This window comes from Pigmentiphaga litoralis, from assembly GCF_014651835.1.
In the GTDB taxonomy this organism is placed as follows: Bacteria; Pseudomonadota; Gammaproteobacteria; order Burkholderiales; family Burkholderiaceae_B; genus Pigmentiphaga; species Pigmentiphaga litoralis.
Genome location: NZ_BMXQ01000001.1, coordinates 815,330 through 837,218 on the forward strand (window position 1 = coordinate 815,330; position 21,889 = coordinate 837,218).

General features: G+C 66.5%; 21 protein-coding genes. 18 read left to right on the top strand and 3 right to left on the bottom strand.

Annotated features, from left to right (window positions below; all coding sequences use genetic code 11):
• Positions 1 to 43 precede the first annotated feature (43 nt).
• The 16 genes from IE116_RS03495 (at position 44) to pgm (ending at position 16,889) form a co-directional block, all read left to right on the top strand.
• Positions 44 to 385: a four-helix bundle copper-binding protein gene (locus IE116_RS03495; RefSeq protein WP_189609801.1), complete on the top strand. Its 342-nt coding sequence runs from the start codon at positions 44 to 46 to the stop codon at positions 383 to 385.
• 314 nt (positions 386 to 699) lie between these two features.
• The gene (locus tag IE116_RS03500; protein WP_189609803.1) at positions 700 to 1,413 is read left to right on the top strand and encodes a PIG-L deacetylase family protein; all 714 of its coding nucleotides are present in this window, start codon (positions 700 to 702) and stop codon (positions 1,411 to 1,413) included.
• The gene (locus IE116_RS03505) at positions 1,400 to 2,371 is read left to right on the top strand and encodes a glycosyltransferase family 2 protein (protein ID WP_229827982.1); all 972 of its coding nucleotides are present in this window, start codon (positions 1,400 to 1,402) and stop codon (positions 2,369 to 2,371) included. The genes IE116_RS03500 and IE116_RS03505 overlap by 14 nt, the downstream gene beginning before the upstream one ends.
• A 155-nt stretch (positions 2,372 to 2,526) precedes the next feature.
• Positions 2,527 to 3,837 (top strand): glycosyltransferase family 4 protein, encoded by a 1,311-nt coding sequence (locus IE116_RS03510; protein ID WP_189609805.1) that lies wholly within the window; start codon positions 2,527 to 2,529, stop codon positions 3,835 to 3,837.
• Positions 3,838 to 3,911: 74 nt separating this feature from the next.
• The gene (locus IE116_RS03515) at positions 3,912 to 4,538 is read left to right on the top strand and encodes a D-glycero-alpha-D-manno-heptose-1,7-bisphosphate 7-phosphatase (protein ID WP_189609807.1); all 627 of its coding nucleotides are present in this window, start codon (positions 3,912 to 3,914) and stop codon (positions 4,536 to 4,538) included.
• On the top strand, positions 4,535 to 5,623 hold the full coding sequence (locus tag IE116_RS03520) for a glycosyltransferase family 9 protein (RefSeq protein WP_229827983.1): 1,089 nt from the start codon (positions 4,535 to 4,537) through the stop codon (positions 5,621 to 5,623). Before IE116_RS03515 ends, IE116_RS03520 begins: the two co-directional genes overlap by 4 nt.
• Positions 5,624 to 5,648: 25 nt before the next feature.
• Positions 5,649 to 7,388, top strand: coding sequence for a carbamoyltransferase family protein (locus IE116_RS03525; protein ID WP_189609810.1), 1,740 nt, complete (start codon positions 5,649 to 5,651; stop codon positions 7,386 to 7,388).
• Positions 7,385 to 8,368: a glycosyltransferase family 2 protein gene (locus IE116_RS03530; protein ID WP_189609812.1), complete on the top strand. Its 984-nt coding sequence runs from the start codon at positions 7,385 to 7,387 to the stop codon at positions 8,366 to 8,368. The genes IE116_RS03525 and IE116_RS03530 overlap by 4 nt, the downstream gene beginning before the upstream one ends.
• Complete coding sequence (locus IE116_RS03535) at positions 8,365 to 9,438, top strand: glycosyltransferase family 9 protein (protein WP_189609814.1); 1,074 nt, start codon at positions 8,365 to 8,367, stop codon at positions 9,436 to 9,438. The genes IE116_RS03530 and IE116_RS03535 overlap by 4 nt, the downstream gene beginning before the upstream one ends.
• Positions 9,431 to 10,474, top strand: a complete 1,044-nt coding sequence (locus tag IE116_RS03540) for a glycosyltransferase family 4 protein (protein ID WP_229827984.1) — start codon at positions 9,431 to 9,433, stop codon at positions 10,472 to 10,474. Before IE116_RS03535 ends, IE116_RS03540 begins: the two co-directional genes overlap by 8 nt.
• Positions 10,471 to 11,523, top strand: a complete 1,053-nt coding sequence (locus tag IE116_RS03545; protein WP_189609816.1) for a UDP-glucuronic acid decarboxylase family protein — start codon at positions 10,471 to 10,473, stop codon at positions 11,521 to 11,523. The genes IE116_RS03540 and IE116_RS03545 overlap by 4 nt, the downstream gene beginning before the upstream one ends.
• 39 nt (positions 11,524 to 11,562) lie before the next feature.
• The gene (locus IE116_RS03550; RefSeq protein WP_189609818.1) at positions 11,563 to 12,918 is read left to right on the top strand and encodes a UDP-glucose dehydrogenase family protein; all 1,356 of its coding nucleotides are present in this window, start codon (positions 11,563 to 11,565) and stop codon (positions 12,916 to 12,918) included.
• A 194-nt stretch (positions 12,919 to 13,112) separates the two neighbouring features.
• A complete protein-coding gene (locus IE116_RS03555; protein WP_189609820.1) occupies positions 13,113 to 13,382 on the top strand; it encodes a KGG domain-containing protein in 270 nt (89 codons plus the stop codon).
• A 394-nt stretch (positions 13,383 to 13,776) separates the two neighbouring features.
• On the top strand, positions 13,777 to 14,073 hold the full coding sequence (locus IE116_RS03560) for a hypothetical protein (protein WP_189609822.1): 297 nt from the start codon (positions 13,777 to 13,779) through the stop codon (positions 14,071 to 14,073).
• Between the two features lie 4 nt (positions 14,074 to 14,077).
• On the top strand, positions 14,078 to 15,100 hold the full coding sequence (locus IE116_RS03565) for a chemotaxis protein CheB (protein ID WP_189609824.1): 1,023 nt from the start codon (positions 14,078 to 14,080) through the stop codon (positions 15,098 to 15,100).
• Positions 15,101 to 15,248: 148 nt separating this feature from the next.
• Complete coding sequence (gene pgm, locus IE116_RS03570; protein WP_189609825.1) at positions 15,249 to 16,889, top strand: phosphoglucomutase (alpha-D-glucose-1,6-bisphosphate-dependent); 1,641 nt, start codon at positions 15,249 to 15,251, stop codon at positions 16,887 to 16,889.
• A 26-nt stretch (positions 16,890 to 16,915) separates the two neighbouring features.
• Here the strand turns inward: pgm and IE116_RS03575 are convergent, their stop codons facing one another.
• The 3 genes from IE116_RS03575 to IE116_RS03585 are packed head-to-tail and all read right to left on the bottom strand — an operon-like array spanning position 16,916 to position 19,900.
• Positions 16,916 to 17,767, bottom strand: a complete 852-nt coding sequence (locus IE116_RS03575) for a fumarylacetoacetate hydrolase family protein (RefSeq protein WP_189609826.1) — start codon at positions 17,765 to 17,767, stop codon at positions 16,916 to 16,918.
• On the bottom strand, positions 17,764 to 19,332 hold the full coding sequence (gene mhpA, locus IE116_RS03580; protein WP_229827985.1) for a bifunctional 3-(3-hydroxy-phenyl)propionate/3-hydroxycinnamic acid hydroxylase MhpA: 1,569 nt from the start codon (positions 19,330 to 19,332) through the stop codon (positions 17,764 to 17,766). Before mhpA ends, IE116_RS03575 begins: the two co-directional genes overlap by 4 nt.
• 1 nt (position 19,333) lies before the next feature.
• Positions 19,334 to 19,900, bottom strand: a complete 567-nt coding sequence (locus IE116_RS03585; protein WP_189609828.1) for a VOC family protein — start codon at positions 19,898 to 19,900, stop codon at positions 19,334 to 19,336.
• A 171-nt stretch (positions 19,901 to 20,071) separates the two neighbouring features.
• On the opposite strand from IE116_RS03585, the gene IE116_RS03590 reads away from it, so the two are divergent.
• Together IE116_RS03590 and IE116_RS03595 are read left to right on the top strand one after the other, a co-directional pair.
• Entirely contained in the window at positions 20,072 to 21,049 is a 978-nt protein-coding gene (locus IE116_RS03590; RefSeq protein WP_189609830.1) for a Bug family tripartite tricarboxylate transporter substrate binding protein, read from the top strand.
• Between the two features lie 132 nt (positions 21,050 to 21,181).
• Complete coding sequence (locus IE116_RS03595; protein ID WP_189609832.1) at positions 21,182 to 21,853, top strand: sulfite oxidase-like oxidoreductase; 672 nt, start codon at positions 21,182 to 21,184, stop codon at positions 21,851 to 21,853.
• The last annotated feature ends 36 nt before the right edge of the window (positions 21,854 to 21,889 follow it).

Genomic DNA, 21,889 nt, shown 5'->3' on the forward strand with positions numbered 1-21,889 from the left:
GGCACGCGCCGACATGGCGCAACCCTGATCAGGAGGCAGACCGATGACCCCGAATCCCTTTCAGCAATGCATCGACCAGTGCTACGCCTGCGCGGCGGCGTGCAACTACTGCGCGTCGGCTTGCCTGGCCGAACCTCACGCCGATGCCATGACCCAGTGCATCCGCCTTGACATCGAGTGCGCAGAGATCTGCACGCTGGCGGCCAGCACCATGGCGCGCGAGGGCGCGTTTTCGTCCGAAGTGTGCGGCGTGTGCGCCAAGGTCTGCGATGCCTGCGCCGCTGTGTGTGAAAAGCATGAGGCCGACCATTGTCAGCGCTGCGCCGCAGCCTGCCGGGCATGTGCGGAAGCCTGCCGCAGCATGTACGCGGGGCAGTCGAGCTGAGGACGGGCCGCCGCGGCGGCGAACACCCCACCCGCTGGCACTTCGCACATTGACGAGCAGAAAGTTGCTCGTCAATAGCTTGTTTTGAGCAGGCTCATTGTTGAGCAGAAGCTGCTTAAGGGCGCCGATGTTTTACATGCATGGGCGGGGCACCCTGCGCAGGGCTCGTTCTGTGAGACGGTCCAGGACCGACGTCAACGGTCGGGCAGCATGGGGAGAACCGTTCGGTACGGCTCTTGCTAATGCTGTGTTGCGATCATGTTGACGAGGATGATGCGATGCGCAGCGAGGGGACGGGGCCGTTGGGGCGGGTGATGGTGATTTCGCCTCATCTCGATGATGCGGTGTTTTCATGCGGCGAACTGTTGAGCGCCCATCCCCACGCCACGGTCGCGACGATCTTTGCGGGGACGCCGCCCGCGGGCCACACGACAACCGACTGGGATCGTGCCTGCGGTTTCCGGTCCGCCTGCGAGGCGATGGTCGCGCGGCGCAACGAAGACGCCAGTGCCTTGCTTACGCTGGGCGCGCGGCCCGTGTGGCTGAACTTCCTGGACAGTCAGTACTGCGACGGTTCGGCCGGTGCTACCGCACCGCAGGCCGACGACATTGCAGAGTCGATTGCGTTGCTTGTCACCCGCGAGCAACCCGATGCCGTGCTGTTTCCGCTGGGGCTGTTCCATTCCGATCATGACCTGGCGCATCGCGCCTGCCTGGCCGCCTGGCAGGCACGGTCGAGCCAGGTCTTGCCGGGCCAGCCGTCGCCGCGATGGCTGGCGTATGAAGATGCCCTGTACCGCCGCATGGACGGCTTGCGCGAGCAGCGTCTGGCGGGAATGAACGAAAGCGGGGTGCGGGCCAGCGTCTATCCAGTGACGTGGCAGGGCGACCGTGCCGCCAAGGCTGCGGCGGTCGCGTGCTACGCCAGTCAGTTGAAGGCATTCGGGCCGGGCGGTTATGACGACACCGCCGATCCGGAAGGATATTGGTCGCTGGACCGGGCAGGGTTGCTCCATGCGGCAGCCTGACACGATGCAGGTCCCGACCCCGCCCTTGCCCGTGACCCGCCTGGAAGGCCCGCCGCCGCCCACCGTCAGCATCGTCGTGCTGACCTACAACCGCCGCGAGGTGGTGCGGCAGACCGTGGCGTCATTGAAGGCCTTGAATGAGTCGTGGCCCATTGTTGTGGTCGACAACGGATCGACCGACGGCACGGCCGATGCCCTGGCGGCAGAGCATCCCGATGTGATGCTGGTGCGCTGCGACTGCAACCTGGGCGCGGCCGGGCGCAATGCTGGTGTGGACGTGGTCAAGACGCCTTACGTGGCGTTCTGCGACGACGACACCTGCTGGCAGCCGGGCGCATTGGCGCATGCGGCCCACATTCTGGACCGGCATCCGGAGGTGGCCGTGGTCAACGCGCGCATCCTGGTCGGCCCGGCGAATGAAGAAGACCCGACGTGCACGCTCATGTCGCGCAGTCCGCTGTCGGCCGGCGGCCTGCCCGGTCATCGCCTGCTGGGCTTCATGGCGGGCGCCAGCGTGATGCGGGCGGACGCCTACCGGGACTGTGGCGGATACAGCCGGAAGCTGTTCATCGGCGGCGAAGAAATGCTGCTGGCCTACGACCTGGCCGCGCGGGATTGGGCCATGGTGTATTGCGCCGGTGTGGTGACCCGGCATGACCCGTCCTTGCTGCGCGACGCCGTGCGGCGCCGGTCGCTGCTGGTGCGCAATGCGATCTGGATCGCCTGGATGCGGCTGCCGGTGCGTGACGCGCTGGACGAGACCTGGCGTGCCTGGCGCCAGGCGGTGGCCGAGAGGCACCCCCTGACGACGCTGGCCGACACGCTGCGGGGGATGCCTTGGGCGCTGTCGCGTCGGCGTGTCATCCCGGTACCGGTCCGCGTCATGTATCGCCGCCTGGCCCGGGCCGAGCGCGCACGCGACGGCGCCAGCGAAATGAAAGGAGAACGCCTTGCCTGATCCCGACGATGGCCTGATGACGCGCACCCGGTCCATGCCACATCGGCCCCCGATGACTTCCGACGGCAGGTTGCGACCGCGACCCGGCCTGACAGCACCCCCACACACGGCACGGCGACGTGGCGCGATGGTTTCCATCTAATAGGAAAACGGTCATGCAGAAAATTGCGATGGTCAGCGAGCATGCGTCGCCGCTGGGACATGCGGGCAGCGTGGACAGCGGCGGACAGAACGTCTATGTGGCCAACGTTGCCCGGCAGCTTGCCGCGCGCGGGCACGCAGTCGACGTCTTCACGCGCAAGGACAGCGCCGTCCTGCCCGAGGTGATCAACTGGATGCCGGGCGTGCGCATCATCAACGTGCCGGCGGGGCCGGCGCGCCAGTTGCCCAAGGAACAGTTGCTGCCCTACATGACCGAGTTCGGACGTTGGATGCTGGACTTCTGCCGAAAAGAACGCCGCCCGTATGACGTGGTGCACGCCAACTTCTTCATGTCGGGCCTGGCGGCCCTGCCGGTGCGGGAGCAGTTGAAGGTGCCGCTGGTCATGACCTTCCATGCGCTGGGCAAGGTGCGCCGCCAGCATCAGGGGGAAGCGGACCAGTTTCCGGCGGCGCGGTTCGGCATCGAGGAGCGCCTGGTGCGCGAAGCCGATCGCATCGTGGCGGAATGTCCGCAGGATTACGCTGACCTGACCCAGCTGTATGGCGCGACACCCGAACGTATTTCTGTCGTGCCCTGCGGGTTCGATGCGCAGGAGTTTTCGCCGATGCCGATGGCGCAGGCGCGTGCCGCGCTGGGATGGGATCCGGACGCGTTTACCATGCTGCAGCTGGGCCGCATGGTGCCACGCAAGGGCGTGGACAACGTGATCCGTGCGGTGGGCGAGTTGCGCCGCCACCATGGCATCGATGCCCATCTGTATGTCGTGGGGGGCAATTCGGCCGAACCCAACGAGATCGCCACGCCTGAACTGGGCCGGCTGCGCGGCATTGCCGATGCGTGCGGCGCCCTGGATCTGGTGCGCTTCGTGGGGCGCCGCGATCGCGACGCCCTGCGCACCTTCTATTGCGCGACGGATGTGTTCGCGACCACGCCCTGGTACGAGCCGTTCGGCATCACGCCGGTCGAAGCGATGGCCTGCGGCAAGGCGGTCATCGGGTCGGCCGTGGGCGGCATCAAGGCCACCGTGCGCGATGGCGAAACCGGTTTCCTGGTGCCGGCGCGCGACCCGATCGCCATGGCCGAGCGGCTGGCGATCCTGGCAAAGGATCCGGCGCTGTGCGCACGCTTTGGCGAGGCGGGCCATGCGCGGGCGCGCCAGTTCTATTCCTGGACACGCGTCGCGCAGGACCTGCTGGCGGTGTATGCGCAGGCGGCGACTCCGGCCGATGCGCCGGTCGGCGCGCGCGCCCCGGCCCAGACATCGGCCGCGGCATCGCGCGCCCGTGTCGTGATCATGGAGTGAATCCTGCGATGTCCAGCCAACACCAGATTTTCATGCAAGGCAACGAAGCGCCCCGGACGGGCGCGGAGGATCCGATGTCCCCCTTCACGCCGGGCCGCGCCCAGGCCGCCCGCTCGTCGCGCGCTGGTGCGATCTTTCTGGACAAGGACGGCACCGTGCTTGAAGACGTGCCTTATAACGTCGACCCCGCGCAGATGCGGTTCGCGCCCGGCGCGCGCGAGGGCCTGCGCGAGCTCGCGCGCTGCGGCTTGCCCTTGATCGTGGTCAGCAACCAGTCGGGCATCGCGCTGGGCCGGTTCGATGAAGTCGCCCTGGACGCAGTGCATCTGCGGCTGGCCGAAATGTTCGATGAAGCCGGTGCGGATCTGGCCGACTTCTATTACTGCCCGCATCACCCGGATGGCCCGGTGCGGAAATATGCCGTGGCCTGCGCGTGCCGCAAGCCGGCGTCGGGGATGTTCGAGCAGGCTGCGCGCGAACGCCGCGTGGCGCTGGAGCGGTCCTGGATGATCGGTGACATCCTCCACGATATCGAGGCGGGCCGGCGCGTGGGGTGTCAGACCATCCTGATCGACAACGGCAACGAGACCGAGTGGCAGATGACGCCCGAGCGCACGCCGCACTTTCGTTGCCCGGACTTTTTGGCCGCCGCCAAGCTGGTATGCGAGCAGCTGGCCTTGCCGCAAGGGAGCGGCACATGACCGCGCCCTGGGACGGCGTGCGCCGCATCCTGGCGGTGCGCCTGGACAACCTGGGCGACGTGCTGATGTCGACCCCGGCGCTCAGTGCACTGAAGGCATCGTTTCCCGGAGCGCAACTGACCCTGATGGCGTCGCCATCAGGCGCCGCCATCACGCCATTCCTGCCGTGCATTGACGATGTGATCGTTTATGACGCGCCCTGGGTCAAGTCCAATGGCACCGCAGAGGGCAGCGCCGATCTGGCGATGGCCGAGCGGCTGCGCGGCATGGCGTTCGACGCCGCAGTCATCTTCACCGTTTACAGCCAGAGCGCGCTGCCGGCAGCCATGCTGTGCCGCTTTGCGGGCATTCCGCGCGTGCTGGCGCATTGCCGTGAGAACCCCTACCGGCTGCTGACCGACTGGGTCCGCGATACGGCGGTGGAAGACAACGGTCGCCACGAGACCCAGCGCCAGCTGGACCTGGTGCGGACCGTGGGCGCGACGGTAGCCGACGAACGGCTGGTGTTTCGTGTAGCGCCTGCCGACCGCACCAATCTGCGCACCAAGCTCGCGGCGCGTGGCGTGGCGGCGGGCCGGGGCTGGACGCTGGTCCACCCGGGCGCCACCGCGCCGTCGCGCCGGTATCCGGCCGACCGTTTTGCGACGGTGGCGCGCACGCTGAGCGACGATGGCCGCGGCCCGGTGCTGGTGACCGGCGGGACGGACGAGGCGGAACTGGCGGGTGCGGTCGCGGCGCAGGCAGGCCGGGGCGTCATCAGCATCGCCGGCACGCTGACCCTGGGCGAGTTTGCCGCCCTGATCGCAGACGCGGCGCTGCTGGTGTCGAACAACAGCGGTCCCGTGCACCTGGCGGCTGCGCTTGGCACCCCGGTGGTGGACCTGTACGCGCTCACCAATCCGCAGCACACCCCGTGGCAGGTACCCAGCCGGGTGCTGTTCCACGACGTGCCCTGCAAGTTCTGCTATCGCAGCGAGTGCCCGCAGGGGCATCACCAGTGCTTGCGCGGCGTGACGCCCGAGACAGTGATTGCCGCGGCCAAAGAACTGCATACGGAAGCTCATCCTTTGGAACCCGCGGCCTGAGCCGGCCGCACAAGGAGTCATCAGCATGTACACATTGGGCATCAATGCGGTGTATCACGACTGCTCGGCCACCCTGGTCCACGACGGGGTGGTGGTCGCCGCGGCAGAAGAGGAACGCTTTACGCACGTCAAGCATGGCAAGCGGCCGGTGCCGTTCACGACCTGGCAGCTGCCATTTCATGCCATCGACTATTGCCTGAGCGTCGCCGGTATTTCGCTGGCCGACGTCGACCACTTTGCCTATTCGTACGACCCTGCGCTGCTGCTGGGCGCAAAAAAGGACGACGCAAGCATCACGCTGCCCCTGAATCCGTCGGCCGCGCGCGCCGCCGACACCAACGGGTCGCCGTGGGACCCGCTGTTCTTGTGCTACATCGTGAATGCGCCCGGACAGCTCGCCAATGGCGCGCCGCATCACCTGGAAAAACGCTTTCGCGGCGTCACGCCCGAAAGCATTGCAGCCAAGTGGCACTACGTCGAACACCATCTGGCGCACGAGGCCAGCGCCTACCTGGCGTCGCCGTTCGAGAACACGGCGGTGCTGACGATGGACGGCCGCGGCGAGCGCGCCACCACCAGTTATGGCCACTTCGTGAACGGGCATTACCGCCGGATCAAGCAGGTGAACCTGCCGCATTCGCTGGGTCTGCTGTACGAAGACCTGACCCGCTACCTGGGCTTCCTGCATTCGTCGGACGAATACAAGGTGATGGCGCTGGCCTCGTACGGCGAGCCGCGTTTCGTGCGGGAATTCGAAGAGATCGTGCAGGTGGACAACGAGGGCAACTACACGGTGGCCCCGGTCGATTTCGTGCAGAAGTTCGGGCCGGCGCGCGAGCGGGGCGGTCCGCTGGAAGCCATTCACTATGACATCGCCCATTCCCTGCAGCATGTGCTGGAAGAAACCGTCAAGAAGATGGCCGCGTGGCTGCATCGCGAGACGGGCGCCGACAAGCTGTGCATGGCGGGCGGCGTCGCGTTGAACTGCGTAATGAATGCCCGGCTGCGCGAGCACGGGCCGTTCAGCGAGATCTGGGTGCAGCCGGCGGCAGGCGATTCGGGCACGTCGCTGGGCGCGGCACTGTGGGTGGACCGCGAGCAGCGCGGGCCGGCCGCCAAACGCTGGGTGATGCACCACGCCTTCCTGGGCCCCGAATACAGCGATGCCGAGATCGAGCAATTCCTGAAGCGTTCGAAGCTGAAGTATCGCAAGCTGGACAACGTGGCCGAAGACGTGGCCGAACTGCTGGCGCAAAACAAGATCATCGGGTGGTTCCAGGGCCGCCTGGAGTTTGGACCGCGAGCCCTGGGCGCGCGGTCCATTCTGGCCTCGCCGATCGACCCCGAGATGCAGTCCATCCTGAACGAGATCAAGGATCGGGAGGACTTTCGCCCGGTTGCCCCTGCCGTGATCGAAGACCGTGCGCGTGACTGGTTTGCTACCGACCGGCCCGGACCGATCGTGGCGCCGTTCATGCTCTTCATTTTCGACGTGCTGCCCGAGAAGGCCGACCGGATTCCGGCCGTGCGCCACACCGACGGCACGGCGCGGGTGCAGACGGTGCGCCGCGACCAGCATCCGCTCTATCACGATCTGCTGGCGGCCTTCGAGCGCCACACCGGGGTGCCCGTGCTGGTCAACACCTCGTTCAATACCCGCGGCGAGCCGGTCGTGTGCTCGCCGCGTGATGCCATCGAGTCGTTCTGGACGTCGCCGCTGGATGCGCTCTCGATCGGTTCCTTCCTGCTGGAAAAATCGGCATGACGGTGATGGCTCCTTCCATGTCGGTGGTCGTGCCGACCTATCAGCGGCAGGACTTGCTCGAGCGCTGCCTGGTTGCGTTGCTGGCGCAGGACTACCCGGCGGACCGCTACGAAATCATCGTGGCCGACGATGGCCCGAGCGAGGCGACGCGGGACCTGGTGGCGCGCTTTGCCGCGCAACGTCCGAACGGTCCGGCGCTGGTGTATGTGCCGGTGGTCGGTACCCAAGGCCCGGCGGCCGCCCGCAATCGCGGGTGGGAGCGGGCGCGCGCCGAGGTGATCGCCTTTACGGACGACGACACCGTGCCTGCGCCGATGTGGCTGACCGAAGGCGAGAAGGTCATGGCCGGCGGCCCGGCCGCGGCCATGGGCCGCATCGAGATGCCGCTGCCGCCCAACCCGACCGACTTCGAGCTGGACTCGAGCGGGCTGACCCGCGCGGAATTCGCCACCGCGAATTGTTTCGTCCGCAAGTCTGCCCTGAGGGAAATCGGCGGATTCGATGAACGGTTCACGATGGCCTGGCGGGAAGACTCGGACCTGCAGTTCATGTTGCTGTCACGCGGCCACACTATCGTCAATGCGCCGGCTGCGTTGGTGGTGCACCCGGTGCGCTCCGCGCCGCGCGGGGTCAGTGTCAGCCAGCAGAAGAAGGTGTGCTTCGATGCCTTGCTTCACAAGAAACACCCGACGCTCTTTCGCGAACGCATCCGGCGCGGGCCGCCGTGGAGCTACATCGTCATTGTCCTGAGCATTCTTGCGCTGGTCGTTGCGCTGGCGATCGATAACGCCGCCCTGGGCTGGGTCGCTCTGACGGTGTGGGCCGCGTTGACGCTGCGGTTCTTTGCCCTGCGGATCCGGCATACGTCACGTGACCCGGCGCACGTGATCGAGATGCTGGTGACGTCGATCCTGATTCCGCCACTGTCGATCTTCTGGGGCATCGTGGGCGCCCTGCGTTTCAGGACGGCGCTGGTATGACGACAGCATCGCTTTCCTGGTCGGCCCCGCCGCGCCGCATCGCGGTCTTTCGCGCGCTGCAATTGGGAGACCTGCTGTGCACGGTCCCGGCGCTGCGCGCCTTGCGCCAGGCGGCTCCAACGGCCGAAATCACCCTGGTCGGCCTGCCCGAGGCGCGCGGCTTCGTCGAGCGCTACAGCGATTACCTGGACGATCTGCTGATCTTTCCGGGCATGGACGGCATGCCCGAGCAGACGCCCCGGCCGCACGAATTGCCCGGCTTTTATGCGGCGGCGCAGGCGCGCCGGTTCGATCTGGCGATCCAGTTGCACGGCACGGGCTACCAGGTCAATGACATCGTCGATCTGCTGGGCGCCAAGGTGGTGGCGGGGTTCGAACCGCCCGAGTGGACTTCGCGCGGTCCCACCTTCCTGGCCTGGCCGGACGATCTGCCTGAGCCGCTGCGCTATACGGCATTGATGGCCCATCTGGGCATACCGGTGCGCTCGACCGAGCTGGACTTTCCGCTGACGCTGGAAGACCAGCGCGAGTGCGATGCCATGGCGCGGCAGCTGAATCTGCAGCCGGCCGAGACGATCCTGGTCCACCCGGGCGCGCGGCTGCTGTCGCGCCGCTGGCCGGTGGAACGCTTTGCCGAAGTCGCGTCGTACCTGGCTGCCCAAGGTCACACGGTGGCCGTGACCGGCAGCCGGGACGAACGGGCCCTGACGCAGCGTCTGCTGGATCTGGTGGATGCGCCGTTGATCGACCTGACCGGCCTGACCAGTCTGGGTGGCCTGGCCGCCTTGCTGGCGCAATGCCGGCTGCTGGTCTGCAACGACACGGGGGTTTCGCACGTGGCCGCAGCGGTGGGCGCGCCCAGCGTCGTGATTGCCTCGGGCAGCGATGTGGCCCGGTGGGCGCCGCTGGACCGCGACCTGCACCCGGTGCTGTGGCACGACATGCCGTGCCGTCCATGCGCTTTCCATGCCTGCCCGACCGACCATGAGTGCGCGCGCGGCGTCGTTGTCGACGACGTGCTCGCCCAGGTCCGGCGCCAACTTGAACGACAAGAGATATCGCATGCCTGACATGCCATTGACGGGCTTTCCGCCTTCCTCGGGACCCGCGCCGCTGAACATCCTGACCTGGCACGTCCACGGCAACTACTTGTACTACCTGACGCAGGTGCCGCATCACTTCTGGATCGTGACCAAACCCGGCAACCCGCCGGGGTATGCGCATCCGGGCACGGGCTTTCCTTGGGGACCGAATGTGCACGCGATTTCCTATGACGAGGTCAAGGATCGCGACTTCGACTGCGTGCTGTTCCAGTCGCGCGGGCCGTATGAACAGGACGTGACCGCGATGCTGTCACCTGCGCAGCGCGAGCTGCCGCGTGTCTATATCGAACACGATCCTCCGCAGGGCCATCCGACCGACACGCGCCACTGGTTCCAGGAACCCAAGGGCATGCTGGTGCACGTGACGGCCTTCAATGCGTTGATGTGGGACAGCGGCGAGACGCCAACGCGGGTGATCGAGCATGGCGTGCTGCCTGCCGAAGGCGTGCTCTATGGCGGCGATACGGAGCGCGGCATCGTGGTGGTCAACCACCTGGTGCAGCGCGGGCGGCGGCTGGGCGCCGACGTGTTCGAGCAGGTGCGCCAGCGGGTGCCGCTGGACCTGATCGGCATGGAGGCCGAACGCGCCGGTGGCATTGGCGAAGTGGCCAACATGCAGGTGCAGCCCTTCGTGGCGCAGTACCGGTTCTTCTTTAATCCCATCCGTTACACGAGCCTGGGCCTGGCCGTGATCGAGGCCATGATGGCCGGCGTGCCGGTGGTCGGCCTGGCCACGACCGAAATGACCACGCTGATCAAGAATGAAGTGACGGGCTATGTCGACACCCGTATCGATCGCCTGGTGGACGTCATGCAGGCCTTGCTGCACAACCGCGAACTGGCGCGCGAATGGGGCGAGGCGGGCCGCATCGAAGCCCTGCGGCGCTTCGGCATCCAGCGTTTCGTGCGGGACTGGATGGCGCTGTTTGCCGAAGTCACGCAGCCGTCCTCATCCGCGTCGACGGTCCGTGCGTCGGCCGTTCCCCTGGAGCTTGCATCATGAAAGAAAAAGACAGCCTGCGGGTCCTGGTGACCGGCGGTGCCGGCTTCCTGGGATCGCATCTGTGCACCCGGCTGGTGGACGAAGGGCACGACGTGCTGTGCGTCGACAACTTCTACACCGGCACCAAGGCGAACATCGCGCCCTTGCTGGGGCACCCGCGCTTCGAGCTGATGCGCCACGACATCACCTTTCCGCTGTATGTGGAAGTCGATGAGATCTACAACCTGGCGTGCCCCGCATCGCCTGTGCATTACCAGCATGATCCGGTGCAGACCACCAAGACCTGCGTGCACGGGTCAATCAATATGCTGGGCCTGGCCAAACGGGTCGGCGCGCGCATCCTGCAGGCGTCGACCAGCGAGGTGTATGGCGATCCGGCCGAGCATCCGCAGCGCGAGTCGTACTGGGGCCATGTGAACCCGAACGGCATCCGTGCCTGCTATGACGAGGGCAAGCGCTGCGCCGAGACGCTGTTCGCGGACTACCGGCGGCAGTACGGCCTGCGGGTGAAAGTGGCGCGCATCTTCAACACCTACGGTCCGAACATGCACCCCGATGACGGGCGCGTGGTGTCGAACTTCATCATGCAGGCCCTGAACAACGAGCCCATCACGATCTACGGCGATGGCACGCAGACGCGTGCGTTCTGCTACGTGGACGACCTGGTCGACGGGCTGATGCGGCTGATGCGCAGCCCCGACGATTTCTGGGGTCCGGTCAATATTGGCAATCCTGCAGAAATGAACATGCTCGAACTGGCGCGCGAGATCGTCGAACTGACGGGCAGCCGGTCCGAAGTGCGGTTGTTTCCGCTGCCCGAAGACGACCCGGTGCGCCGCTGCCCGGACATCTCGCTCGCGCGCGAGGTGCTGGGCTGGGAGCCGCGCACGCAGGTGACCGAAGGCCTGACCCGCACGATCGCGTACTTCCGTGACCGGACCGCGGCGTCGCGCGACGCAGGCGTCAGCACCGCGCGCGGCGGCGCACCATCGGCCGCGACGGCCGCCACGGCGGCTACCGATGCCAACCGCGTCGTCCGAATTGCCTGAGCAACCCGAGGCGACCGCCTCCGTTTTGGGAAAACGATCATGAATCTAGCTGTCATTGGTGTGGGGTATGTGGGTCTGGTGACCGGGGCGTGCCTGGCGGATGTGGGCAACCACGTCAGCTGCATGGACCGGGATGCCGGAAAGATCGCCCGGCTCGAGCGGGGCGAGATTCCGATCTTCGAGCCCGGGCTGGATGAAGTCGTGCGCCGCAATGCCGCGGGGGGCCGCCTGGCGTTCACCACCGACATGGCGCGCGCCGTGTGCGACGCAGACATCATCTTCATTGCGGTCGGCACGCCACCCGCCGAGGATGGGTCGGCGGATGTGGGACGGGTGCTGGAAGCCGCCATGGAAGCGGTGCGCTACATCGATCGCGACGTTGTGCTGGTGGTGAAGTCGACGGTGCCCGTGGGGACCTGCGATCGGGTGCGCGACGCCGTGCAGGCCCTGCTGCGGACGATGCGTTCGCCCTGGAAGGTGACCGTGGCGTCCAACCCCGAATTCCTGAAGGAGGGCAGCGCGATCGAGGACTTCCAGCGGCCCGACCGTATCGTCGTGGGCACCTACGACACGGCGTCGCTGACCCTGCTGCGCGCCCTGTATAGCCCCTACAACCGCAATCATGACCGGTTGATCGCGATGGATGTGCGGTCTTCGGAGTTCACCAAGTACGCGGCCAACGCCATGCTGGCCACACGCATCTCGCTCATGAACGAACTGGCCCGGCTGGCCGAGAAGGTGGGCGCCGATATCGAGGAAGTGAGGCGCGGTGCGGGTGCGGATCCGCGCATCGGGCATCACTTCCTGTATGCCGGGGTGGGCTATGGCGGGTCGTGCCTGCCCAAGGACGTGAGCGCCCTGAGCCGCCTGGCGGCGGACAACGACGAGCCTCTGGATCTTCTGGCGGGCGTACAGCGCGTGAACGAGCGGCAGAAGCACCTGCTGTTCGAGAAGGTCGGCCGGCTGCTGGGCGACCTGTCGGGCCGCACGATCGCTATCTGGGGACTGGCGTTCAAGCCGAACACCGACGACATTCGCGATGCCCCGAGCCTGGTGCTGATCCGGGAATTGCTGGCGGCGGGCGCGCGGGTCAAGGCCTACGATCCGGTGGCCGCGCCCGGTGTGGCCGCCGTGATCAACGACCCCGATCTTGTGCTGACCGGGTCGGCAAAAGAGGCCTGCCAAGGTGCGGACGTTCTGGTGGTCGTGACCGAGTGGCGCGAGTTCAAGTCACCGGACTTTCGCTGGCTGGCCAAGACGCTGCGGCAACCGGCGATCTTTGACGGCCGAAACATCTACGACGCTGCGTATGTCCAGGAATGCGGCCTGCGATATTTTGGCGTCGGCCGGGGCGAAACTGCCGTAGAGCCAGTAGTGACGGCCGTGACCGCCTGATGGCGGCATTCATGGAAGAGTAAGGAAAGGGTGACGAAGTGAAAATGTTGCAAAGCAGCGCAACGCATTTCACTAAAGCTCACCCGATAGATCGGCTGGAGCGTCTCGGGAACGCGGTTTGCACTGGAAGACGTGCAGAAAACGACGTCAGTTTGCCGCCGCGACCCATCACACATGCAGTCAGGAGAGACCCCATGGCCGACCAAGAATCCCCCCCCGCACGCGCCCCTCGCGGCTTTGCCGCAATGGACCGCCAGCGGCAGCGCGAGATCGCTTCGCAAGGCGGCAAAGCCGCTCACCGCAGTGGACGTGCGCACCAATTCACGACGCAGCAAGCACGTGCTGCTGGCGCCATCAGCCACGCCAGCCGGCGCGCCGCCCAGCAGAGTGCAGGCGGCGCCCGCGCCACCCAGCAGGACAGCGAGGTCGAAGCCGTCAATCAGGAGGAAACGGCCACGTCCTGATGTGCCTCGCGTCAGCCTTGTATGACGGAGTCGTCCAGAGGCCCGCACGCCGTCCGATCCTAGTCGGGCGCCTTGCGGGCCTTTTCTTTGGCGGCTAGATCCGCTGGTCATGTACCAGTGAGTATTCATGAGTAGGCTTCCAGCGAATTTGTAGGAACGGGAATCGATTGCGTTGCTCTGGCGGCGGTGCGCTTCAGCTACGGTCGGGCATCCAACTTGCGGGGTTGGCACTGCGTCCCGGCTGGTTGATTCTGGGTAGGGCGGGACGCAGCTCTCCGGGGTGTCTGCGTGGTGTGGGCACCTTGGTTTGTGTTGCGAGAGTGCAGCACATGCTTGTGCCCCCTGGCTCAGTCGGGGGGCGCTTTTTTTTAGACCCAACTTCAGGAGTCGCAGCATGAACTTCGATCCGCAAGCCAAAGCCGACACGGCGTGTGTGCGGTTCAACATGGCTTACCCCGACGGCGACACTGACGCGGCGATCAGTGCCAAGGCACTCGTCGAATATTTTGGCGCCGATATGGCACCCGACAGCCTCGTCAAGAGCTATCGCAAGAACTTTCGCGCGATCCACGCTGCGGCGCAGCAGAAGGGGCAGCCGACCTCGGACGGCAGGGTCCTCGTGACTGCCGCCGATCTGGAAGCGTGGGCAGAGCGCACCGTCACCAAATCGCGGTCGTCCGCGACAAAGTAGCCCTGTGAACGCGCGGGAGGACGGCGCAGCCGTCAGTCGGGATGTGGTGGTGATCGGCATGTCGCGCGGCGGCCTGGAGGCGCTGCGCACCGTGCTGGCCGAGCTGCCGCCGGACTTTCCCGGGGCGGTGCTGGTCGTCGCCCACATTGGGGCGCACCACAGCATTCTGCCCAGCATACTGGCGCAGGTCAGCCCCTTGCCCGTTGCCCATGCCGGGCATGGCGAGCCGCTTCGGTACGGCGAAGTGGTGGTTGCGCCGCCCGACTGCCATCTGCTGTTAACGTCGGCCGGCATGTTGTTGTCGCACGGCGCGAAGGAAAACTTTGCGCGGCCCGCCATCGACCCCTTGTTCCGCTCCGCCGCCTTGTCCAAGGGGCCGGCGGTTGTCGGGATATTGTTGTCAGGTGACCTGGACGACGGCTGCGTCGGCTTGCAGGCCATCAAGGATTGCGGCGGCGCCGTGATCGTGCAGGACCCCGCCACCGCCGAGGCGAGCAGCATGCCGCGCCACGCGCTTGCCGCCGTGCAGGTGGATGCGTGCGTTGCGCCGGCAGGCATCGCCCAGGCGCTCTTCACGCTCATGCATCAGCCGTCGTCCGCCGTGACCGAGATCGACAGGCGGCGGCGCCTGATCGACATCGAAAACCGTTTCCTGCTGGGAGACCCTGACGTGACAGCCCTTGCCGATATCGCCAAACCCACGACCTACACCTGCCCGGAGTGCCACGGCACGTTGTGGGAGGTCGAACAGGCGGGCCCGGTGCGTTTCCGGTGCCACACCGGCCATGGCTATACGGCGGCCACGCTGGCCCATGGTCAGGCCGTGGCGGCCGAAGAGGCGGTCTGGGCCGCCGTGCGGGCGCTGCATGAAAAGGAAATGCTGTTGCGGCGGATGGCCGAGACGGCGGCCGCCAACGGGCGCCACGACGCCGCGCGCGAACGGCTCGCCGAAGCCGCTGCGGCGGCCGCCCACGCCGCGACCCTGCGCGCCATGACGACCGAAGCCTCTCCCGAAATGCCGTTATAGATCGCAGCAATTTCGTGCGGCATTTCCGGCCGTGCGGGTGTCGGCCCTTAGGGTTTCCGGTGTAGAGTTGTGCGCCACCCGGGCGCGGGTCCGCCGCAAGCGGCGCGTTGCCCCCGTCCCTTCACCGACCTCAGTGAGTTTTCGTCCAATGAAGCGTTATCCCCTAGCTGGCACGCCCGCCACGTCCGCGCAGCACGTTGATGTCTCCCGTCTGCTCGCGGCCTATGCCGACCTGGCGCCCGATATGACCCAGGCCGCGCAACGGGTGGCTTTCGGGACGTCCGGGCATCGAGGCGTGTCCTTCGACCGGAGCTTCAACGAACAGCACGTGGCCGCAATCACCCAGGCCATCGTGGCCTACCGGACGCAGCAGGGCATCGATGGCCCGCTGTTCATCGGTTTCGACAGCCATGCGTTGTCCTTGCCGGCCTTTGAGACGGCGCTGGAAGTGCTGGCTGCCAACGGCGTCACGACGCAGATCGCCACGGGGGACGAGTTCACGCCGACCCCGGCCGTGTCGCTCGCGATCCTTAACCACAACCGCGGCCGCACCACCGGGCTGGCGGACGGCATCGTGGTCACGCCGTCGCATAATCCGCCCGACAGCGGCGGCTTCAAGTACAACGCGGCCAATGGCGGCCCGGCCGATTCCGGCATCACCAAATGGATCGAGACCGAAGCAAACCGCCTGATCGAAGGTGGTTTGGTGGGTGTGCGGCGCATGCCGATCGCGCAGGCCCGCACGGCGTCGACCACGCAGTCCTTCGACTACCTGTCGACCTATGTGAATGACCTGGCGTCGGTGATCGACTTCGACGTGATCCGTGGGGCCGGCGTGAAGATGGGTGTCGATCCGCTGGGCGGCGCGGGCGTGCATTACTGGTCGCGGATCCAGGAGCAGTACCGCATCGACCTGGATGTGGTGAGCACGGTGGTGGATCCCACGTTCAGCTTCATGACGCTGGACTGGGACGAAAAAATCCGCATGGATCCGTCATCCAGCTTTGCCATGCAGCGTCTGATTGCCATGAAGGATCGTTACGACGTGGCCTTTGCGTGCGATACCGACCATGACCGCCATGGCATCGTGGCGCCCAGCGTGGGCCTGCTGCCGTCCAATCATTATCTGGCGGTGGCGATCGACTACCTGTATCGCAACCGGCCGGACTGGCGCGCCGACGCCGCCGTGGGCAAGACGCTGGTAAGCAGTTCCATGATCGATCGTGTGGCGGCGCGCCTGGGCCGGCGCCTGCATGAAGTGCCGGTGGGTTTCAAATATTTCGTGGATGGCCTGTACACCGGGTCGCTGGCGTTCGGCGGCGAAGAAAGCGCGGGGGCGTCCTTTGCCCGTTTTGACGGCGGTTGCTGGACGACCGACAAGGACGGCATCTCGCTGGCCCTGTTGTCGGGCGAGATGACGGCGCGGATGGGCAAGGACCCCGGCGAGCTATACCAGGACCTGACCAAGGACCTGGGCAACCCGGTGTCGAGCCGGGTCGATGCGCCCGCCACGCCGGATCAGAAGAAGAAGCTGTCGAAGCTGTCGGCGGCACAGGTGTCGAGCGACCAGTTGGCGGGCGAACGGATCGAAGCCGTGCTGGACCGCGCGCCCGGCGACAACGAAGCCATTGGCGGCATCAAGGTGATCGTGCCGAGCGGCTGGTTTGCCGCCCGGCCATCCGGCACCGAAGACATCTACAAGATCTACGCCGAAAGCTTCCAGGGCGAGGCGCACCTGAAGCAGTTGCTGGCCGAAGCGCAGGTCATCGTGGATACGGCACTGGGCTGAGCCATGCGGGGTGTCGGCCGGGGGCCTTATTCGGTCCGGACGCCGTTGCGCAGCACGCCGATGGCATCAACGTCCACTTCGACCACGTCGCCGGGTTTCATCCACACCGGGGGCTGACGTTTGGCCCCTACGCCGCCTGGCGTGCCGGTCACGATCACATCCCCCGGAGACAGGGGGGTGAAGGTCGAAATGAACGCGATCTGCCGCGGAATGCTGTGAATCAGGCGGTCGGTGGTGGTGCGCTGCATTTCCACGCCGTTCAGGCGCGTCACCAGGGTCATGACCTGGCCGGCGGCGATCTCGTCGGCCGTGACCATCCACGGTCCGAACCCACCCGTGCGCCAGAAGTTCTTGCCCGCCGTCCATTGCGGCGTGGCGCTCTGCCAGTCGCGCAGGCTGCCGTCGTTATAGCAGGCGTAGCCGGCAATATGCGACCAGGCGTCGTCTTCGCTGATGCGGCGGCCGCCCTGGCCGATCACGATCGCGATTTCCCCCTCATAGTCCAGGCGGCTTGATTCGGCCGGCAGCACGATGTCGTCTCCGTGCGCGACCTGGGATTCGGCCACGCGCAGGAAAAGGGTGGGGCTTTCGGTCACGGTGCGGCCGGTTTCCTGCACGTGGTCGGCATAGTTCAGGCCGACGCAGACGATCTTGCCCGGGTTCGGGATCACCGGCAGCAGCGTGACCGCGGCCAGCGCAATGGCGGGCGCGGTTTCGGCGTCGGCAATGCCTGCCGCTTCCGCCAGGCGGTTGGCCGCGATCAGGGCCTTGAGGTCCGGGAGGGCGGCGCCAAAATGCGCGCCAAGATCGATGATGCGATCACCTTTGATCGCGCCATAGGAGGACTTGCCGCGGTAGTCAAAGCTGATGAGTTTCATGATGGCCTGTGGGTGGAAAAGGGAAGGTGGGCAAGCAGGGCTGGCAGGTCGCCGGGGTGGCCGGCGACTGCGGCGATGTAGCGGTCGGGGCGCACCAGCACAGCGGCCGCGCGGTGGTCGTGCAGCCAGGTGCGCAGGGCCGGGGGCAAGTCAGTCAGGACGCGCAGGCCCCGGGTCGGGGCGGGCGGGGTCGAGGGCCATTGCAGGCCGGGGACGTGCGCGGCGGCGAGCTGTGCTGCGGGCGACGCCTCCGGCCAGCCGGCGGGCCAGGCGTCGGCATCAACCAGCAGTGCGTAATCGTCGCCCATCAGTGTGTCGAAGCCGCGGCCATCATCCAGCCTGGGCTGGATGACCGGACGGCCGGCGGCAGGGTGATCCTGCGTAAGCGCGCCGGGTGGCAGGCGGGGGGTCGGGCTGTCGAACAGCGCCGGCGGGCCGTCGGCAAAGCGGGCATCCCTTGCGCGGGCCGCGTCCGGGTCCGTCGTCTGAATCAGGTCGCCCAGTTGGACGGCCAGATCGATGAAGGCGCGGACATGCGGCGCCCGCTCGGCTTCATAGGTATCGAGCAGCGCATCGGCCGCATCGCCGCGCAGCACGGCGGCAAGCTTCCAGGCCAGGTTCACCGCGTCGCGTATGCCGGCGCACATGCCCTGGCCCAGGAAGGGCGGCGTCTGGTGGGCCGAATCGCCGGCCAGCAGCAAGGGACCCTTGCGCCAGCCTTGCGTGATGACCGAATGGAAGGTGTAGATGGCGGCGCGCTCCAGCGTCGCCTGATCGGGCCGCACCCAGCGCGACACCAGTTGCCATAAGGTGTCGGGCCGGACCAGTTCAGCCGGGTCGTCCCCCGGCATCAGCATGATTTCCCAACGGCGACGCCGGCCGGTCACGTTGCAGTAGGTCATCGGCCGTGCCGGGTCGCAGTGCTGCACCGTATGCCGGGGCAGGTCCAGGTCCAGGTCGGGATTGAGGATCACATCGAACACCAGCCAGGGCTGATGCAGGCCGAGATCTTCGCGGGTCGAGCCCATGGTCTTGCGGACCAGGGATCGCGCGCCGTCGGCGCCCACCACATAGCGGGCACGGACCTGACTGACCGTTGCGGCAGCGCCTGCGGCCAGCGCGCTGCCGCGCAGCGTCACGCCGTCGTCAGTGACGTCGATGGACTGCAGATCGAAGCCCAGCCTGACGTCCACATCGGGATAGCGGCGCAAGCCGTCGCGCAGGACCCGTTCCAGTTCCGGCTGGTGAAAGTAGTAGTTGTTGGCGCAGCCATGCGGTCCTGCCAGGGCCGAGCCACGGCGCACCAGCAGCGTGCGGCCGGTGGCGTTGACGAAATGCATGCCTTCGGTGCCGGGCCGGGCAATGGCAGTGACGGCATCCCCCAGCCCGATGGACTGGAAGGCGCGCATGACTTCACCATCGAAATGAATGGCACGCGGCGTCGGAACGACGTCCGGCAGGCGTTCCAGCACGACCACCGACACGCCGGCCGCGCCCAGCAGATTGGCCAGCATGGCGCCGGTCGGGCCCAGGCCGACGATGGCCACGTCGAACGTGGACGCCATCTCAGACATCCTGGTCGGCCCGCATCTTTGCCGCCACCTTGGCCTGCCAGTCGGCGCGCGACATGAAGTCCGGCGTGCGGGTGGCGATGGCTTCGGCCTTTGCAAGGATGACGTCGTCGCTGTCCGCAAAATCGATCGCCACCCGCAAAGGTTGCGCGCAATACCAGGGGGTATCGACGAATAGTTCGAGCCGGTTGCCTTCCGGATCGCGGCAGTACAGGGAGATGGCGTTGCCATGCGTGACGGGCTGCATGTCGCTCGCGCCCGACGCGTTGAGCCGGTCATGAAACCGCCGCAAGGTGGCGATGTCGGGCACCCTGAACGAAATCTGATTGATCAGATTGAAGGGCAGGTCGGCCGGACGGCCCGTCGCCAGGACGATCTGGTGGTGCTCGTTCGGGTCGCGGCTCAGGAACACCAGCTTGACGTGGCCCAGGTCGCCTTTGTCCGTCTGGGTGAACCGCAAGGCTTCGGTGTAGAAGCGCGCCATGGTGTCCAGGTTCTGCACATAGATGCCAAAGTGGCTGAACGCGAGCGACAGCCCGCCGGAAGAGGGTGCGTGTGTCATGTCTCCGGATCCTTCAGAAGAGAAGTTCGCGATGCAGGTCGCGTTATTTGTGGTTAATGATATAGAAATTATCGTATATTGAAAATAACAAACGACGCGGCCATCTAAAAACGCCGTGCGACAAACCTGCCGGCGCCCCGACGCGCCGAGACTGATCTGGTGGAGACCACGATGACCTTGCTGCCCGCTTTCGTTCCGTTGCCGACCCTGGTGCTGTCCGCCGTGCTCGCGGCCTCGGTTGCGCATGCCGACACGTACCCGACCAAGGCGATCCGCATCATTGCGCCGTTCGCGGCCGGCACCGGGCCGGACACCAATGCCCGCGAAATCGCCGGCGAACTGACAAAGTTGCTGGGACACACCGTGTTCGTGGACAACCGGCCGGGGGCGTCCAGCATCATCGGCACCGAGGCTGCGGCCAAGGCCGCGCCCGACGGCTACACGCTGTACATCGGCACCACCAGTTCGCTGTCGGTGCTGCCGCACCTGTACAGCAAGCTGCCGTTCGACGCCGAAAAGGACTTTGCGCCGGTCAGCCTGCTGGGCGTGCTCAACACGGGGCTGATCGCCCATCCGAAAGTGGCGGCGGCAGACGCCCGGCAATTGATCGCCCTGCTGCGCGCCAGGCCCGACAGCCTGAACACCGCCAGCCAGGGGGTCGGGAGCTATTCGCATCTTGCGGGTGAATGGTTCGGGTCGGCATCGGGTACCAAGATGACCTTTGTGCCCTACAACAGCAGCAGCCCCTATGGCGACCTGATGGCGGGGCAGGTGCAGCTGATGTTCGATGGATTGCCGGCGGCGGCGGGCAGCATCCGGGCGGGCAAGCTCAAACTGCTGGCCATGACCGGCAAGGCGCGCCATCCGGCATTCCCCGACGTGCCCACCTTTGAAGAGGCGGGACTGCCCGATTACCGGCCCCTGGCCTGGCAAGGGCTGCTGGCCCCGGCCGGCACGCCGGCTTCTGTCCTGAACCGGCTCAGCGAGGCCATGCAGCAGGCGGCAAAGAATCCTGAGCTGGCCGAAAAGTGGCGGCAGTACGGCGGCGAGTTGCGCGCGACAACGCCCGAGGCGTTCGCGCGCTTCATTGCCGACGACCGGGCGATGTGGGGGAAGGTGGTGCGCGACGCGCGGGTGAAGCTGGACTGAGGGCCGGCGGGGGCAGAAAGCGGACTGTCGACGGCGGGTGGGGAGCCTGCCGGATGTCTGGCGCGAGGAAGGCTATGCTTCTGGTTGATGCCTTTCCGCTTTCCCGCCATTTCGCTTGTGGAGATCCCCCTCATGTCCGATGACAGCGCCTTCGACCCCGCTACGCCCCCTCCGTCGAAACTGACGCAGACGAAGACCCGGTGGGCGCAGGACCATCGCCTGCCCGCACGCCGCGCTGACCGTCCGGAGTCCGCACGGCTGCCGCCGGGTCAGCACCGTACCGACGACTGGCCCGTGCTGGACCTGGGGGAACAGCCGGTGGTGTCGACCGCGGCATGGCGTCTGGAACTGTTCGGCGCCGTGGACAAGCCCGTGATCTGGGATTGGGCGGCCTTTACCGGCCAGACGCAGATCGATGACGTGTCCGACATTCATTGTGTGACGAGCTGGTCGCGTTATGACAATCGATGGTCGGGCGTGTCCACCCAGGACCTGCTGGCGGCGGTGTCCCCGCACGACGCCGTGCGCCACGTGCTGCTGCATTCGCACGACGGCTACACCACCAACCTGACCATCGAGGATTTCGCGGCCGAGGGCGTGCTGCTGGCCCATTCCTGGCAAGGCAAGCCGCTGACCTCAGACCATGGCGGCTCGGTGCGGCTGATCGTGCCGCACCTGTACTTCTGGAAAAGCGCCAAGTGGATCCGCCGGATCGAGTTTCGCGAGAACGACGCGCCGGGTTTCTGGGAGCAACGCGGCTATCACAATCGCGGCAACCCGTGGACGGAAGAGCGCTACAGCTGACGCGCGAAGGCGGCGGTGCCGCTGCCCAGCACCGCC